General features: G+C 43.4%; 17 protein-coding genes. All 17 read left to right on the forward strand.

The features are described 5' to 3' along the window. Nucleotides 1–26 precede the first annotated feature (26 nt). The 17 genes from CDO84_RS07620 to topA all read left to right on the forward strand — a co-directional run bounded on the left by CDO84_RS07620 (nucleotide 27) and on the right by topA (nucleotide 14825). On the forward strand, nucleotides 27–797 hold the full coding sequence (locus CDO84_RS07620) for an aminoglycoside phosphotransferase APH(3') (protein ID WP_040083796.1): 771 nt from the start codon (nucleotides 27–29) through the stop codon (nucleotides 795–797). Nucleotides 798–918: 121 nt separating this feature from the next. Then, nucleotides 919–1251, forward strand: coding sequence for a putative DNA-binding protein (locus CDO84_RS07625; RefSeq protein WP_003238590.1), 333 nt, complete (start codon nucleotides 919–921; stop codon nucleotides 1249–1251). 13 nt (nucleotides 1252–1264) lie between these two features. Further along, a complete protein-coding gene (ffh, locus tag CDO84_RS07630; protein WP_040083183.1) occupies nucleotides 1265–2605 on the forward strand; it encodes a signal recognition particle protein in 1341 nt (446 codons plus the stop codon). Nucleotides 2606–2710: 105 nt separating this feature from the next. Continuing rightward, a complete protein-coding gene (rpsP, locus tag CDO84_RS07635; protein ID WP_003220815.1) occupies nucleotides 2711–2983 on the forward strand; it encodes a 30S ribosomal protein S16 in 273 nt (90 codons plus the stop codon). Then, nucleotides 2983–3228 carry a KH domain-containing protein gene (locus CDO84_RS07640; RefSeq protein WP_014663949.1) on the forward strand — a complete coding sequence of 82 codons (246 nt, stop codon included), beginning with the start codon at nucleotides 2983–2985 and terminating at the stop codon, nucleotides 3226–3228. The genes rpsP and CDO84_RS07640 overlap by 1 nt, the downstream gene beginning before the upstream one ends. A gap of 121 nt (nucleotides 3229–3349) precedes the next feature. Further along, entirely contained in the window at nucleotides 3350–3736 is a 387-nt protein-coding gene (locus tag CDO84_RS07645; RefSeq protein ID WP_014663950.1) for a YlqD family protein, read from the forward strand. A 4-nt stretch (nucleotides 3737–3740) separates the two neighbouring features. Next, the gene (gene rimM / locus CDO84_RS07650; RefSeq protein WP_014663951.1) at nucleotides 3741–4265 is read left to right on the forward strand and encodes a ribosome maturation factor RimM; all 525 of its coding nucleotides are present in this window, start codon (nucleotides 3741–3743) and stop codon (nucleotides 4263–4265) included. Next, entirely contained in the window at nucleotides 4262–4993 is a 732-nt protein-coding gene (trmD, locus tag CDO84_RS07655) for a tRNA (guanosine(37)-N1)-methyltransferase TrmD (protein ID WP_003232011.1), read from the forward strand. Before rimM ends, trmD begins: the two co-directional genes overlap by 4 nt. A 139-nt stretch (nucleotides 4994–5132) precedes the next feature. After that, the gene (rplS, locus tag CDO84_RS07660) at nucleotides 5133–5480 is read left to right on the forward strand and encodes a 50S ribosomal protein L19 (RefSeq protein ID WP_003220825.1); all 348 of its coding nucleotides are present in this window, start codon (nucleotides 5133–5135) and stop codon (nucleotides 5478–5480) included. A 144-nt stretch (nucleotides 5481–5624) separates the two neighbouring features. Beyond that, nucleotides 5625–6473 (forward strand): ribosome biogenesis GTPase YlqF, encoded by an 849-nt coding sequence (gene ylqF / locus CDO84_RS07665; protein WP_009967235.1) that lies wholly within the window; start codon nucleotides 5625–5627, stop codon nucleotides 6471–6473. A gap of 70 nt (nucleotides 6474–6543) precedes the next feature. Next, nucleotides 6544–7311, forward strand: a complete 768-nt coding sequence (gene rnhB, locus CDO84_RS07670) for a ribonuclease HII (protein ID WP_040083182.1) — start codon at nucleotides 6544–6546, stop codon at nucleotides 7309–7311. A gap of 29 nt (nucleotides 7312–7340) precedes the next feature. Further along, nucleotides 7341–9068: a hypothetical protein gene (locus tag CDO84_RS07675; RefSeq protein WP_040083181.1), complete on the forward strand. Its 1728-nt coding sequence runs from the start codon at nucleotides 7341–7343 to the stop codon at nucleotides 9066–9068. Beyond that, on the forward strand, nucleotides 9065–9346 hold the full coding sequence (locus tag CDO84_RS07680) for a FlhB-like flagellar biosynthesis protein (protein ID WP_040083180.1): 282 nt from the start codon (nucleotides 9065–9067) through the stop codon (nucleotides 9344–9346). The genes CDO84_RS07675 and CDO84_RS07680 overlap by 4 nt, the downstream gene beginning before the upstream one ends. A gap of 174 nt (nucleotides 9347–9520) precedes the next feature. After that, complete coding sequence (sucC, locus tag CDO84_RS07685; protein ID WP_014663957.1) at nucleotides 9521–10678, forward strand: ADP-forming succinate--CoA ligase subunit beta; 1158 nt, start codon at nucleotides 9521–9523, stop codon at nucleotides 10676–10678. A gap of 28 nt (nucleotides 10679–10706) precedes the next feature. Then, entirely contained in the window at nucleotides 10707–11609 is a 903-nt protein-coding gene (sucD, locus tag CDO84_RS07690) for a succinate--CoA ligase subunit alpha (protein ID WP_003238566.1), read from the forward strand. 59 nt (nucleotides 11610–11668) lie between these two features. Next, nucleotides 11669–12562 carry a DNA-processing protein DprA gene (gene dprA / locus CDO84_RS07695; RefSeq protein WP_040083179.1) on the forward strand — a complete coding sequence of 298 codons (894 nt, stop codon included), beginning with the start codon at nucleotides 11669–11671 and terminating at the stop codon, nucleotides 12560–12562. A gap of 187 nt (nucleotides 12563–12749) precedes the next feature. Beyond that, nucleotides 12750–14825 (forward strand): type I DNA topoisomerase, encoded by a 2076-nt coding sequence (gene topA / locus CDO84_RS07700; RefSeq protein WP_014663959.1) that lies wholly within the window; start codon nucleotides 12750–12752, stop codon nucleotides 14823–14825. Nucleotides 14826–14890: the final 65 nt, after the last annotated feature.

Genomic DNA, 14890 nt, shown 5'->3' on the forward strand with positions numbered 1-14890 from the left:
TATATCGGAATGGAGGGTGCAGATTGTTGGACAAATGGCTGAAAGCTGAATTGGAAAAAAAGATCGGCGCAATAAAACACATGTCGCTGTTGGATGAACAGGGAGGCACTTCAACCGTTCGAAAAATAGTGACAAGCCAAGGCGCATATCTGTTGAAAAGTTCTTCTCACTTGAGGTATCGGGAATGGTTAAGGAGAGAAGCCCTTGTTTTACAAAAGCTTACCGAAACTCATCGTCTGCCTGTCCCTGTTTATTATGGGTTTATCCAGCAACAGCATTCCAGCCATATCGTCATGTCGTTTGAAGATGGAATTACACTGACTTCTGCTTTAAGAAAAGCAAAGGGAGATACTGAAAAGAAAAAGCTGATCAAAAGCTTCGGCCAGTTTCTCAATCGTCTGCATGAAACCGAACTTGTCCCTGATTTACAGCCGGAAATAGATTGGCTCGATTTGCAAATCAAACGAGCCGGTGAATATGTCGAAAAAGGACAAGCTGAAGGCAACGCATGGCTTTTGAAGGAATTGGACCAGCACAGGCCTGTTCCTGTTCAGCAGACAATGATTCATGGTGACTGCACAACTGATAATGTGCTGGTGAAAGACGGAGAGGTTTGTCTGTTTATTGATGCTGCGGGAATATCAGCGGGAGATCCGCGATATGATGAAGCATTAGCGATCAGAAATTTTGCCACAAATGAAGCATTTCTCAATGCTTTTTACGAAGGCTATTGCCGCTATCGAGTATCTAAACAAGAATTCGAGTATTTTAACGGCGGTCTATATGAATTTTTCTGAATGAATTTATTATGCAAAAAGAGCAGCATGCTTTGACAAGATAAAAACTTGACAGTGTCAATAAAACCGTGTAAACTAAGTTATCGTAAAGGGATTTGACTTAACAAAGGGGAGAGCTCAAATGTCACTCGAAAAGACAACGAGAATGAATTATCTGTTTGATTTTTATCAGTCGTTGTTGACGTCAAAACAGAAGAGCTATATGTCGCTTTATTATTTGGACGATTTCTCCCTAGGCGAAATAGCCGAAGAATATGAGGTTTCAAGACAAGCTGTTTATGATAACATCAAACGAACAGAAGCGATGCTTGAACAATATGAAGAAAAGCTGCTCCTTTTGAAAAAGTTTCAGGAGCGTAAAGAGATGTTTAATAAGCTGAAGGAGCTTGCTTCCGGTTCAAAAGAAGAGGAAGAAATTACAGCTCTGATTGAAGCGCTTGAGAAATTAGATTAGGAGGCGGCAAACTATGGCATTTGAAGGATTAGCCGACCGACTGCAGCAGACGATTTCTAAAATCCGCGGAAAAGGGAAAGTCAGCGAACAAGATGTTAAAGATATGATGCGTGAGGTTCGTCTTGCGCTGCTTGAGGCTGACGTTAACTTTAAAGTAGTCAAGGATTTTGTCAAAAAAGTAAGTGAACGCGCTGTAGGCCAAGACGTCATGAAAAGTCTGACGCCCGGCCAGCAGGTCATTAAAGTTGTTCAAGAGGAACTGACTGAGCTGATGGGCGGCGAAGAGAGCAAAATCGCCGTCGCAAAAAGGCCGCCGACTGTTATTATGATGGTCGGTCTCCAAGGTGCCGGTAAAACGACAACAAGCGGTAAGCTTGCGAATCTGCTGCGCAAAAAGCATAATCGCAAACCGATGCTGGTTGCTGCCGATATTTACCGCCCAGCCGCAATTAAGCAGCTGGAAACGCTCGGCAAACAGCTAGATATGCCTGTTTTCTCTCTTGGTGATCAGGTCAGTCCTGTAGAAATAGCGAAACAAGCAATTGAGAAAGCCAAGGAAGAACATTATGACTATGTCATTTTGGATACGGCAGGCCGCCTGCATATCGACCATGAACTGATGGATGAACTGACCAACGTCAAAGAAATCGCCAATCCGGAAGAAATCTTCCTTGTTGTCGATTCAATGACCGGTCAGGACGCTGTGAATGTTGCCAAAAGCTTTAATGAACAGCTCGGTTTAACCGGTGTTGTGTTAACGAAGCTGGATGGAGACACACGCGGCGGGGCTGCGCTTTCTATTCGCGCGGTCACAAACACGCCGATTAAATTCGCGGGTATGGGCGAAAAGCTTGATGCGTTAGAGCCGTTCCATCCTGAACGCATGGCATCAAGGATTCTCGGCATGGGCGACGTGCTGACATTGATTGAAAAAGCACAGGCCAGCGTTGATGAAGACAAAGCCAAAGAGCTCGAACAAAAAATGAGGACGATGAGCTTCACATTGGACGATTTTCTGGAGCAGCTCGGGCAAGTCAGAAACATGGGACCGCTTGATGAACTTCTGCAAATGATGCCGGGTGCAGGTAAAATGAAAGGCCTGAAAAACATCCAAGTTGATGACAAACAGCTGAATCATGTGGAAGCCATCATCAAATCAATGACTGTTCTTGAAAAAGAACAGCCGGATATCATCAATGCCAGCCGGCGAAAGCGGATTGCAAAAGGAAGCGGGACATCCGTACAGGAAGTCAACCGTCTGCTTAAGCAGTTTGACGAAATGAAAAAAATGATGAAGCAGATGACAAATATGTCAAAAGGCAAGAAAAAAGGGTTTAAGCTACCTTTTATGTAATCGGTTATACATGATAAAACCATTGTTAAGAAAAAACACTTTACAAACACTTTTATCATTGTTAATATACTATCTTGTTGAAATATTTTCGGAGGTGCTAGTAAAATGGCAGTAAAAATTCGTTTAAAACGTATGGGAGCAAAAAAATCTCCTTTCTATCGTATTGTTGTAGCAGATTCTCGTTCACCACGTGACGGCCGTTTCATTGAAACAGTCGGAACTTACAACCCGGTTGCAAAACCAGCGGAAGTAAAAATTGACGAAGAGCTTGCTCTTAAATGGCTTCAAACTGGAGCGAAACCATCTGATACAGTTCGCAACTTGTTCTCTAGCCAAGGAATCATGGAAAAATTCCACAACGCTAAACAAGGCAAGTAATGACTGATCAACACTTGGAAGATTTGATTGTCCGAATTGTGACCCCGCTTGTTGATCATCCAGATGACATTCGCGTCACAAGAGAAGAAACCGATCAAAAGATTGCGCTGCGCTTATCTGTCCATAAGTCAGATACCGGTAAAGTTATCGGAAAGCAAGGCCGGACTGCAAAAGCGATTCGAACAGCTGTATTTGCAGCTGGCGCACAGTCTTCTAAGAAAGTTCAATTTGAGATATTTGACTAAAAGGGAGAGGGCCGGCACCTCCCCTTTTTTTACACGCAAAAAAAGGGTAAACTGATAGAAGCTTAGGCAAAATAGAAAAGCCTGAGCGAGAAAAAGTTTTAAAAGCGGGGAGCTTGGTGCGATGCAAATTATTCACCGTGTAGCCGTTATGCAAGTCTTAACCGAGCGCAGCAAAGAACAGCTTTTAGCTTCTTTTGCCGAAAAGAAACAAATGCTTGAACGAGAATGCAGCCAGCTCTATTTTCAGCTTAGAAAACACGAGAAAGAACAACAAAACCCTGATATGATTGAACAATTTAAAAAGGCAATAGAAAAGCGAAAAGATGATATAAAGATCATCGATTTTCAAATTGCTCAAGTACATACATTGCCGCTTGGCAGTGAGTTGAGAGAAAAGGAAGTCGATGCCCTGCTGACGATTGAAGCCGGGGATGACTGGCATGAAAAAACAGCAGCGAACACCATCGTCATAAAAGACGGAAAAGTAATTGAAATTCGCCAGAGGTGATCATATGACAAAGCGATGGTTTAATGTAGGCAAAATCGTGAATACCCACGGAATCAAAGGCGAAGTGCGTGTGATTTCGAAAACGGATTTTGCCGAAGAACGATACAAGCCGGGAAACACGCTGTATTTGTTTATGGACGGCCGTAACGAACCAGTGGAAGTAACGGTAAACACGCATAGACTGCATAAACAATTTCATCTGCTGCAGTTTAAAGAAAGACAAAGCTTAAATGAAGTAGAAGAGCTGAAAAACGCAATCATTAAAGTGCCTGAAGAAGATTTAGGAGAGCTGAATGAGGGTGAATTTTATTTTCACGAAATCATTGGGTGTGAAGTATTTACTGAGGAAGGCGAACTCATTGGAAAGGTCAAAGAAATTTTGACGCCTGGTGCTAATGACGTTTGGGTCATCGAACGAAAAGGAAAAAAAGACGCACTCATTCCTTACATTGAATCAGTGGTCAAACATATTGATGTCAGCGAAAAGAAAATTGAGATTGATCTCATGGAAGGGTTAATAGACGAATGAAAATCGACTTTTTGACGCTGTTTCCAGAAATGTTTGAAGGTGTGCTCGGCTCATCGATTCTTCAAAAAGCCCAGGAAAAAGATGCGGTGCAGTTTCAAGTCGTCAATTTCCGGGAGTACTCTGATAACAAGCACAATACTGTTGATGATTATCCTTATGGCGGCGGTGCAGGTATGGTTCTCAAGCCTCAGCCTGTTTTTGACGCGGTCGAGGACCTGACATCAAAGGCAGCAGCTGCTCCGCGTATTATCCTCGTATGCCCGCAAGGTGAGCGTTTTACCCAAAAAAAAGCCGAACAATTAGCAAAGGAAGAGCATTTGCTATTCATTTGCGGCCACTATGAAGGCTATGATGAACGCATCCGCGAGCATCTGGTAACGGATGAAATATCAATTGGCGACTTTGTACTGACGGGCGGTGAGCTCCCTGCAATGATGATCGCAGACAGCGTGGTCAGACTGCTTCCAGGTGTACTGGGTAAAGAGGCTTCCCATATTGAGGATTCATTCAGCACTGGACTCTTAGAGCACCCGCATTATACAAGACCGGCAGATTACAAAGGTTTAAAAGTGCCTGAAACACTCTTGTCAGGAAACCATGCAAAAATTGAAGAATGGCGGAATAAAGAATCGATCAGAAGGACCTACCTAAGACGTCCGGATCTGTTGAAAGACTACCCGCTTACAGAGCAGCAAAGAAAGTGGATTTCTGAATGGGAAAAAGAATAGATTTTATTGCATAGGATATGAAATTGTGATAAGATACTACTTGTGGCTTAAGCGGGCTTATCCGCTTCAAGCTTGAAAACGATGTTCCGCTGTGCCGTGTTTTGTGGCCAAGAGCATCTGTTGGAAGGAGTTGAAAACGATGCAAAAACTAATTGAAGATATCACAAAAGAACAACTTCGTACTGATCTTCCTGCGTTCCGTCCTGGTGACACTTTACGTGTACACGTTAAAGTTGTTGAGGGTAACCGTGAGCGTATCCAGATCTTTGAAGGTGTTGTGATTAAGCGTCGTGGTGGTGGAATCAGCGAAACGTTCACAGTTCGTAAGATTTCTTACGGTGTTGGCGTTGAACGTACTTTCCCTGTACACACACCAAAAATCGCGAAAATCGAAGTTGTACGTTACGGTAAAGTACGCCGTGCTAAACTTTACTACCTGCGTGAACTTCGCGGAAAAGCGGCTCGTATTAAAGAGATCAGACGATAATGATAACGAACGAAAAGAGCTTGTTACCTGTAACAAGCTCTTTTTTTATACAGAATTTGAAAATGCCGGACAGGCATCGTAAAATACATAAAGAACAACAATGAATCATGCATACTGAAGAGATAAAGGCGGTGTTCGTGTCACATGACAATTCAATGGTTCCCGGGCCATATGGCAAAGGCAAGAAGGGAAGTAACCGAAAAATTAAAATTAATCGATATCGTATATGAATTGGTAGATGCCAGAATTCCAATGTCATCAAGAAACCCAATGATTGAAGATATTCTAAAAAATAAGCCGCGAATTATGCTGTTAAACAAGGCTGACAAAGCAGATGCGGCGGTTACACAGCAATGGAAAGAGCACTTTGAGAACCAGGGGATCCGCTCTCTGTCCATTAATTCTGTAAATGGACAAGGGTTAAATCAAATTGTGCCTGCATCAAAAGAGATCCTCCAAGAAAAATTTGACCGAATGCGGGCGAAAGGTGTGAAGCCGAGAGCGATTCGCGCTTTGATTATCGGTATTCCAAATGTCGGGAAATCGACGCTCATTAACCGCCTTGCAAAGAAAAACATAGCAAAAACGGGAGACAGACCTGGTATTACAACATCTCAACAGTGGGTCAAAGTTGGGAAAGAATTAGAGTTATTAGATACACCGGGGATTTTGTGGCCTAAATTTGAGGACGAGCTTGTCGGCTTGAGACTGGCAGTCACCGGCGCTATTAAGGACTCGATAATCAATTTGCAGGATGTAGCGGTGTTCGGTCTTCGTTTTCTTGAAGAACATTATCCAGAACGACTTAAAGAGCGCTACGGCCTTGATGAGATCCCGGAGGACATTGCCGAGCTGTTTGACGCAATAGGTGAAAAACGCGGCTGTCTCATGAGCGGTGGGCTTATTAACTACGATAAGACGACTGAAGTCATCATTCGCGATATCCGCACTGAAAAGTTCGGCAGGCTGTCATTTGAACAGCCGACGATGTAAAGGCGCGCAGAAATGCGGGTCTTTATTTTTTCTTGGCCGAACCGATACATACAGTAAGGGAGAAGAGAAAGTGAATACATTAACCGTAAAGGACATTAAAGACCGTTTGCAGGAAGTGAAGGATGCACAAGACCCATTTATTGCCCAGTGCGAAAACGACCCGAGAAAAAGCGTTCAAACGCTTGTAGAGCAATGGCTTAAAAAGCAAGCGAAAGAAAAAGCGCTGAAAGAACAATGGGTGAATATGACTTCCTATGAAAGGCTGGCAAGAAACAAAGGATTCCGTTTGATTGCAGGTGTTGACGAGGTCGGACGGGGGCCATTGGCAGGGCCGGTTGTCGCCAGTGCAGTCATCCTGCCAGAGGAATGTGAAATACTTGGGCTGACAGACTCCAAAAAGCTTTCAGAGAAAAAACGCGAGGAATTTTACGAGCTTATTATGAAAGAAGCACTGGCGGTCGGGATAGGAATTGTAGAAGCTGCAGTCATTGACGAAATCAATATATATGAAGCTTCTAAAATGGCAATGGTGAAAGCGATACAGGATTTGTCGGATACACCTGATTATTTGCTTGTTGACGCAATGACACTGCCGCTCGACATGGCTCAGTCGTCAATTATAAAAGGAGATGCCAAAAGTGTGTCTATTGCGGCAGGTGCGTGTATGGCAAAAGTGACGAGAGACCGAATGATGAGCGCTTATGCCGACACGTACCCTATGTACGGGTTTGAAAAAAATAAAGGCTATGGAACAAAAGAACATTTGGAAGCTCTCGCTGCATACGGCCCAACTGAATTGCACCGCAAAACTTTCGCTCCTGTTCAATCTTTCAGCTAAATCAATGGACAAGGAGGCACTTTTTTAAAATGAACATACGAAATGATGTGCAAAAGGCGCTGCAGCACCTTTTTGGGCGTACAGCAGTCCCGCAGGAAACATCAAATGTAAACGAAGCGCTAAACGGGGAGAAACGTCTCCTCTTGGGAAAAGTGCTTCGTTTACTAGGAGATCAGCATGCCCTGATCCAAGTCGGCAATCAAACTGTTCAGGGGAAACTAGAAACCCAGCTTCGTCCTCAGGCATACTATTGGTTTTCCTACGAAAAAACGGCAGAACAGACAGGACGTCTTCAGGTCGTTCAAAGCTTTGAGCAAAATCCTAAAACCATTCAGGATGCAGCTGGCAAGCTTTTAAATGCCATTTCAGTGAAGCCGTCAAACGCAGCTCTCATGATGACAGGAGCGATGCTGAAGAGCAAAACACCCGTGACAGAAAATGATATTAAAACAGCTGTCCGCTGGATGGACACGCTGCCGTCGCAAGACGCCAAAAAAGCGATTGAAACGGTTCTTTTCGCTTTAAAGCGCGATCTTCCCATTCACTCCGAGGTTTTGAATGGTGTTCATGCTGTGAAATCGCCTGTTCCGTTGCATCAGCATATATCCCAGCTGGTTCAGGCAATCGAACAAAACCCTCAGCAGAGCCAAATGATGTCAAAGCTAAAGGAGGCAGTTACAGCGCTTTTAAATAGTGAAATTGATGTCCATGCAGAACGGCTGATCGATAAGCTTATTTCTTTAACGGAGACTGCGAAAACACCCTCTTCTGCCAATACAGCTGGAAACAGGGAACTTAGCACACCAGCAGGCTCCCCCAAAAAGGCCAGCCTGCCGGTTGCAAACCATCTAAAAGAACAGAGAAACATACAAGGAGAGCCTGTTAAAACAGCCTCAGACATTCCAATCAAAGAAGCCCGCCAGCTGCTGGCAAAGCTGACGGAATCTGCTGAAAAAAACAGTCTCCAAATTGTGAAAGAAGCAGCAAATTGGATTAAAGTGGCTGGTTCAACGGGTGATAGTAAGTCACTTGCAGCTTCAGCTCATTTACAGGCGGCACAAATCACTGACCAGGAAGCCGAAGTTTTTTTAAAGGCTGTTCAGCAGACAGCACCTCATTTAGCGGATAAGGCAGATGTTCTTTCCTTCTTATCCAAAGTGAAAACGGCAATTGGCGCAAGGGACGAGCTTGCGTTCATTAAAGCGTTTGAACAAGGAAGCGCAGACACATCTGACGAAATGCAGTCCATCAAGCTGGCTCTTCATGCCATAAGAGCATCGCATGAGGTAGCCGAACCAATCAAGCAAGAAGCCGATCAGCTTTTTCATAAATTAAATGGCCAGCTTTTCATGCAGCAGGACCATCCGTCATACAGCCAAATTGTACTGTCATTTCCGATGTTTTCGAAGTCAGGAATTCAGGACATGACCGTTCTGTTTAAAGGAAAGAAAGAAGCGGATGGCAAGCTTGATCCTTCCCATTGCCGCCTTTTATTTTTGCTGCAGCTTGATACATTAAAAGAAACCGTCGTTGATTGCTTGATACAGCAAAAAGTCATGACCATTACAATAGAGACTGATTTCGAGCTGCAGGCTGCGATAGATCCGATGGTTCCCGCGCTTAAACAGGGGTTAAAAGAAATGGGATACAGCCTTTCAGGGGTAAACGCGAAAAAAAGGGTTCACACCGAAGAAAAGGCTTCAATCGATCAATATATAACAAGTATCAGTGATCAAGAAGTGGATGTGAAAATATGAAAGAGCAGACACCGATCAGAAAAGCTGTGGCTCTTCATTATGACGAACAAAAAGACAAGGCGCCGAGAGTGCTTGCCACAGGAAAGGGCCATTTAGCCGACAACATTATTAAAGAAGCGAAAAAGGCAGGGGTCCCGATTCAAGAAGATCGGACCCTTGTCGAATTAATGCGCCATTTGACGGTAGATGATCAAATCCCTGAGGCTCTTTATGAAACGGTAGCCGAGATTTTTTCATTCATTTACAGATTGGACGAAAGCGTAAAAAACAAAAAATAGCTAAAATATTCCCCATCCTCTGTTTGAAAATTTATGTTTTTAATAAAGTAAAAGTTTGAATGTTTAGAAGGATTAAAAGATTTTGCACCGAAGTGTAGACAATTCTTCCAGTATTATTATAGAATGAAAGCGCAGTCTATTTTAGTTTTGTTACATAAGTTAGGAGGATGGGAAATGAATATCCATGAGTACCAGGGAAAAGAAGTCCTCAGAAAATATGGGGTATCTGTTCCTGAAGGTAAAGTGGCTTTTACAGCAGAAGAAGCAGTTGAGAGTGCAAAGAGCTTATCCAGCTCGGTTTATGTCGTAAAGGCTCAAATTCATGCTGGCGGTCGAGGCAAAGCTGGTGGGGTAAAAATAGCAAAATCATTAGATGAAGTAAAAGCGTATGCCGAAGAACTATTAGGGAAGACCCTAGTTACACATCAGACGGGTCCGGACGGCCAAGTAATAAAACGCTTACTTATTGAAGAAGGCTGCGATATTAAAAAAGAATATTACGTGGGTCTTGTGCTTGACCGCGCTACTTCCAGAATCGTTCTGATGGCTTCTGAAGAAGGCGGAACGGAAATTGAAGAAGTTGCGGAGAAAACACCGGAAAAAATCAAAAAAGCTGTCATTGATCCGGCTGTCGGCCTTCAAGGCTATCAAGCCAGAGAAATTGCATTCGCTATTAATATTCCAAAAGAGCTTGTGGGGAAAGCTGCTAAATTTATGCTTGGACTATATAAAGCGTTTGTTGAAAAAGACTGCTCAATCGCCGAAATCAACCCGCTTGTTGTTACCGGGGACGGAAATGTGATGGCGCTTGATGCAAAATTGAATTTTGACAGCAATGCGTTGTACAGACAAAAGGACATTATGGAATACAGAGATTTGGATGAAGAAGATCCGAAAGAAATCGAAGCGTCCAAATATGACCTAAGCTACATTTCCCTTGATGGAAATATCGGCTGTATGGTAAACGGCGCGGGACTTGCAATGTCCACAATGGATATTATCAAGCATTACGGTGGAGAACCGGCCAACTTCCTTGATGTGGGCGGCGGTGCAACCGCGGAAAAAGTCACGGAAGCATTTAAAATCATTCTTTCTGATCAAAACGTTAAAGGGATTTTTGTCAACATTTTCGGGGGCATTATGAAATGTGATGTCATCGCAGAAGGGGTTGTTGAAGCGACTAGACAAGTTGGTTTGACATTGCCGCTTGTTGTCCGTCTTGAAGGCACAAACGTGGATCTAGGGAAGAAAATCCTTAGTGAATCAGGATTAAACATTACATCTGCGGAATCAATGGCTGACGGCGCGCAGAAAATCGTATCCTTAGTTTAAGAAAGAATGAAAGGCAGGGGACCATATAATGAGTGTTTTTATTAATAAAGATACAAGAGTTATTGTACAAGGGATTACAGGTTCTACCGCTTTATTTCATACGAAGCAGATGCTCGAATACGGCACAAATATCGTAGGCGGTGTAACACCTGGAAAAGGCGGAACTGAAGCGGAAGGTGTTCCTGTATTTAATACAGTGGCTGAAGCAGTTCAAACGACCGGCGCTAACGCGTCTGTTATATATGTGCCTGCACCGTTTGCAGCTGATGCGATTATGGAAGCGGTAGATGCGGAGCTTGATCTCGTGATTTGTATCACAGAACACATTCCGGTTTTGGATATGGTGAAGGTCAAACGTTTCATGGAAGGCAAGAAAACGAGACTGATAGGGCCGAACTGCCCTGGTGTCATTACGCCTGAAGAATGTAAAATCGGCATTATGCCCGGATACATCCATAAAAAGGGTCATGTAGGCGTTGTATCACGTTCAGGAACATTAACATACGAAGCGGTGCACCAGCTCTCAGAAGCGGGCGTAGGACAGTCTACAGCTGTTGGAATCGGCGGAGACCCTGTAAATGGAACAAACTTTATTGACGTTTTAAAAGCGTTTAACGAAGATCCTGACACACACGCTGTCATCATGATTGGCGAAATCGGCGGTACTGCCGAAGAGGAAGCGGCAGAGTGGGTAAAAGCCAACATGACAAAACCGGTAGTCGGTTTTATCGGCGGTAAGACAGCACCTCCTGGGAAGCGCATGGGGCATGCAGGCGCCATTATTTCCGGCGGAAAAGGGACAGCTGATGAAAAAATCAAAACCCTTAATGCATGCGGAATTGAAGTTGCAGAGACACCTTCTGTTATGGGTGAAACCTTAATTAAGGTGCTGAAAGAGAAGAACCTGTTCGAAACTTGTAAAACGCATTAATAAAAAGGGACAGCCGTTAAGGCTGTTCCTGCTTTTTCTGTCAAAAGGAGGTCAATCTATTGGATCAGGCCGCTGCCTGCTTAACGACTTGCAGAATCAATCAATTATTATCCCCATCCCTTCTATTAAAATGGTGGAAAGCCGATCCGTCTATGTCGCTGACATCATCGGTGTTACAAACGGTTACTCGTGATAAAATGAAAGCAGCTGCATTAAAAAAGAAAATAGAAGAATTTTACCCAAAGCTCCAACGCGTACTTGCTGCTTATCGTGAGCAAGGCATTAACACCATTCCTATCTCTTCAAAGCAATATCCTTTCTGGCTTAAAACCATTTATGATCCCCCCGCCGTTCTGTTTGCAAAGGGTGATATGACTCTTCTTTCGAAAGGAAGAAAAATTGGAATTGTAGGGACAAGAAATCCAACAGCTTACGGGAAACAAGTTGTCAATCATCTTACAGAAGAGTTCTGCCGTAAAGATTGGGTGATTGTCAGCGGACTGGCGTCTGGGATAGACGGAATGTCCCATGCTGCAAGTATTAAGGCGAAGGGGCGGACAATTGGCGTCATTGCAGGCGGATTTCAACACATTTATCCCCGGGAAAACCTTCAATTAGCAGATTACATGGCTAAACACCATATCCTTCTGTCAGAGCACCCACCTGAAACTAAACCCCAAAAATGGCATTTCCCTATGAGAAACCGTATCATCAGCGGACTGAGTGAAGGTGTTATTGTCGTACAGGGCAAGGAAAAAAGCGGTTCGCTGATAACTGCCTATCAAGCATTGGAGCAAGGTAGAGAAGTGTTTGCCGTACCCGGTTCATTATTTGACCCTTACGCCGGAGGTCCTATAAAACTGATCCAGCAGGGGGCTAAAGCCATAAGGTCAGCAGAGGATATTTTCGAGGAGCTTCCCGAGAGAAACGTTCAATATACGGAACCCTTTTGAATTATCGTTTGACAAACGGCATTGTAATATTTAATAATAGTGAGGATTTAAAGTTGCATATTGTTTTCTATTTAATGAATGACGTTCATGATAAAGAATGAAATGTTGAAAGCCAAATAAAGACAGCTGCAAAAATAAAATTGAAATATCTTGAAAAGAGAGAGAACACCTCTTGAGGGGGATGAAAATGTCTGATTATCTAGTCATCGTGGAATCGCCCGCTAAGGCGAAAACGATTGAACGTTACTTAGGTAAAAAATATAAAGTAAAAGCATCAATGGGACATGTCCGGGATCTTCCAAAAAGTCAAATGGGAGTTGACATAGAACAGAATTTCGAACCGAAATATATTACCATTCGAGGTAAAGGTCCGGTATTAAAAGAACTGAAAACGGCTGCCAAAAAAGCCAAAAAAGTGTATCTCGCGGCCGACCCCGACAGAGAAGGGGAAGCGATTGCATGGCACTTGGCACACAGCCTTGATTTAGATCTCAATTCAGACTGCCGTGTAGTGTTTAACGAAATTACAAAAGACGCTATTAAGGAATCGTTTAAGCATCCACGCATGATTAATATGGATTTAGTGGATGCACAGCAAGCGAGACGTATTTTAGACAGGCTTGTCGGATATAAAATCAGTCCGATCTTATGGAAAAAAGTCAAAAAAGGGCTTAGCGCAGGACGCGTGCAATCCGTTGCCCTCCGTTTGATTATTGACCGTGAAAAAGAGATTAACGACTTTAAGCCTGAGGAATATTGGACAATTGACGGTACGTTCTTAAAAGGCCAGGAAACCTTTGAAGCAAGCTTTTTCGGAAAAAACGGCAAAAAACTTCCTTTAAATAGTGAAGCTGATGTAAAAGAGATTCTTTCTCAGCTCAAAGGGAATAAATATACAGTCGAAAAAGTAACCAAAAAAGAACGCAAACGTAATCCTGCTTTGCCTTTTACCACCTCAACCCTGCAGCAGGAAGCGGCTCGCAAGCTCAATTTCAGAGCGAAGAAAACGATGATGATTGCACAGCAATTATATGAAGGAATTGATCTAGGAAGAGAAGGAACTGTTGGTCTGATCACGTATATGAGAACGGATTCAACCCGTATTTCAAATACGGCTGTTGATGAAGCTGCTGCTTTTATCGATCAGACATATGGAAAAGAGTTCCTAGGCGGAAAACGGAAGCCTGCGAAAAAGAATGAAAATGCTCAGGATGCCCACGAAGCAATTCGGCCGACATCAGTTCTCAGAAAACCAAGTGAATTAAAAGCAGTTCTCGGCAGAGACCAAATGAGACTGTATAAATTAATTTGGGAGCGTTTTGTTGCCAGCCAAATGGCGCCGGCTGTTCTAGATACAATGAGTGTCGACCTGACAAACAATGGTTTGACATTTCGTGCAAATGGAAGTAAAGTCAAGTTTTCCGGGTTTATGAAGGTGTATGTTGAAGGAAAAGACGACCAAATGGAAGAAAAAGACCGGATGCTGCCTGACTTAAAAGAAGGCGATACGGTATTATCAAAAGATATAGAACCGGAGCAGCATTTTACCCAGCCGCCTCCGAGGTATACTGAGGCACGGCTTGTGAAAACGCTTGAAGAACTCGGCATAGGCCGTCCATCCACATATGCTCCGACGCTTGATACTATTCAACGGCGCGGCTACGTGGGTTTGGATAATAAACGCTTTGTTCCGACTGAATTAGGTCAGATCGTTCTTGACTTGATCATGGAGTTTTTCCCGGAGATCATTAACGTTGAGTTTACAGCTAAAATGGAGAGAGATCTTGATCATGTTGAAGAAGGAAATACCGAATGGGTCAAGATTATTGATAATTTCTACACCGATTTTGAAAAACGCGTCAAAAAAGCCGAATCAGAAATGAAGGAAGTTGAAATCGAACCAGAATATGCTGGAGAGGATTGTGAATTGTGCAGTTCGCCGATGGTATATAAAATGGGACGGTACGGTAAATTCTTAGCTTGCTCCAACTTCCCTGACTGCCGGAACACGAAACCGATTGTGAAACAAATCGGCGTGAAGTGTCCGAGCTGCGGAGAAGGAAACATTGTTGAGCGAAAATCGAAAAAGAAACGGGTGTTTTACGGCTGTGACCGTTATCCGGACTGTGAATTCGTATCCTGGGACAAACCAATTGAACGAAAATGCCCGAAATGCGGAAAAATGCTCGTCGAGAAAAAACTCAAAAAAGGCATACAAGTCCAATGCGTGGAATGCGATTATAAGGAAGAACCACAGAAGTAGCGGTGAGCAGGGTCTTGCTCACCTTCTTTGTGTGTTAAAAGAAGGCCTTGAATAATAAACTAGGA

Origin of the sequence: Bacillus sp. MD-5 (assembly GCF_002201875.1) — a bacterium.
Taxonomy (GTDB): Bacteria; Bacillota; Bacilli; order Bacillales; family Bacillaceae; genus Bacillus; species Bacillus stercoris.

Coding starts and splice junctions, on each gene's coding strand:
- ffh (WP_040083183.1), top strand. CDS start 1,265: ATGGCATTTGAAGGATTAGCCGACCGACTGCAGCAGACGATTTCTAAA.
- rpsP (WP_003220815.1), top strand. CDS start 2,711: ATGGCAGTAAAAATTCGTTTAAAACGTATGGGAGCAAAAAAATCTCCT.
- CDO84_RS07675 (WP_040083181.1), top strand. CDS start 7,341: ATGAACATACGAAATGATGTGCAAAAGGCGCTGCAGCACCTTTTTGGG.
- sucD (WP_003238566.1), top strand. CDS start 10,707: ATGAGTGTTTTTATTAATAAAGATACAAGAGTTATTGTACAAGGGATT.
- sucC (WP_014663957.1), top strand. CDS start 9,521: ATGAATATCCATGAGTACCAGGGAAAAGAAGTCCTCAGAAAATATGGG.
- ylqF (WP_009967235.1), top strand. CDS start 5,625: ATGACAATTCAATGGTTCCCGGGCCATATGGCAAAGGCAAGAAGGGAA.
- trmD (WP_003232011.1), top strand. CDS start 4,262: ATGAAAATCGACTTTTTGACGCTGTTTCCAGAAATGTTTGAAGGTGTG.
- CDO84_RS07680 (WP_040083180.1), top strand. CDS start 9,065: ATGAAAGAGCAGACACCGATCAGAAAAGCTGTGGCTCTTCATTATGAC.
- CDO84_RS07640 (WP_014663949.1), top strand. CDS start 2,983: ATGACTGATCAACACTTGGAAGATTTGATTGTCCGAATTGTGACCCCG.
- rimM (WP_014663951.1), top strand. CDS start 3,741: ATGACAAAGCGATGGTTTAATGTAGGCAAAATCGTGAATACCCACGGA.
- topA (WP_014663959.1), top strand. CDS start 12,750: ATGTCTGATTATCTAGTCATCGTGGAATCGCCCGCTAAGGCGAAAACG.
- CDO84_RS07625 (WP_003238590.1), top strand. CDS start 919: ATGTCACTCGAAAAGACAACGAGAATGAATTATCTGTTTGATTTTTAT.
- rplS (WP_003220825.1), top strand. CDS start 5,133: ATGCAAAAACTAATTGAAGATATCACAAAAGAACAACTTCGTACTGAT.
- CDO84_RS07645 (WP_014663950.1), top strand. CDS start 3,350: ATGCAAATTATTCACCGTGTAGCCGTTATGCAAGTCTTAACCGAGCGC.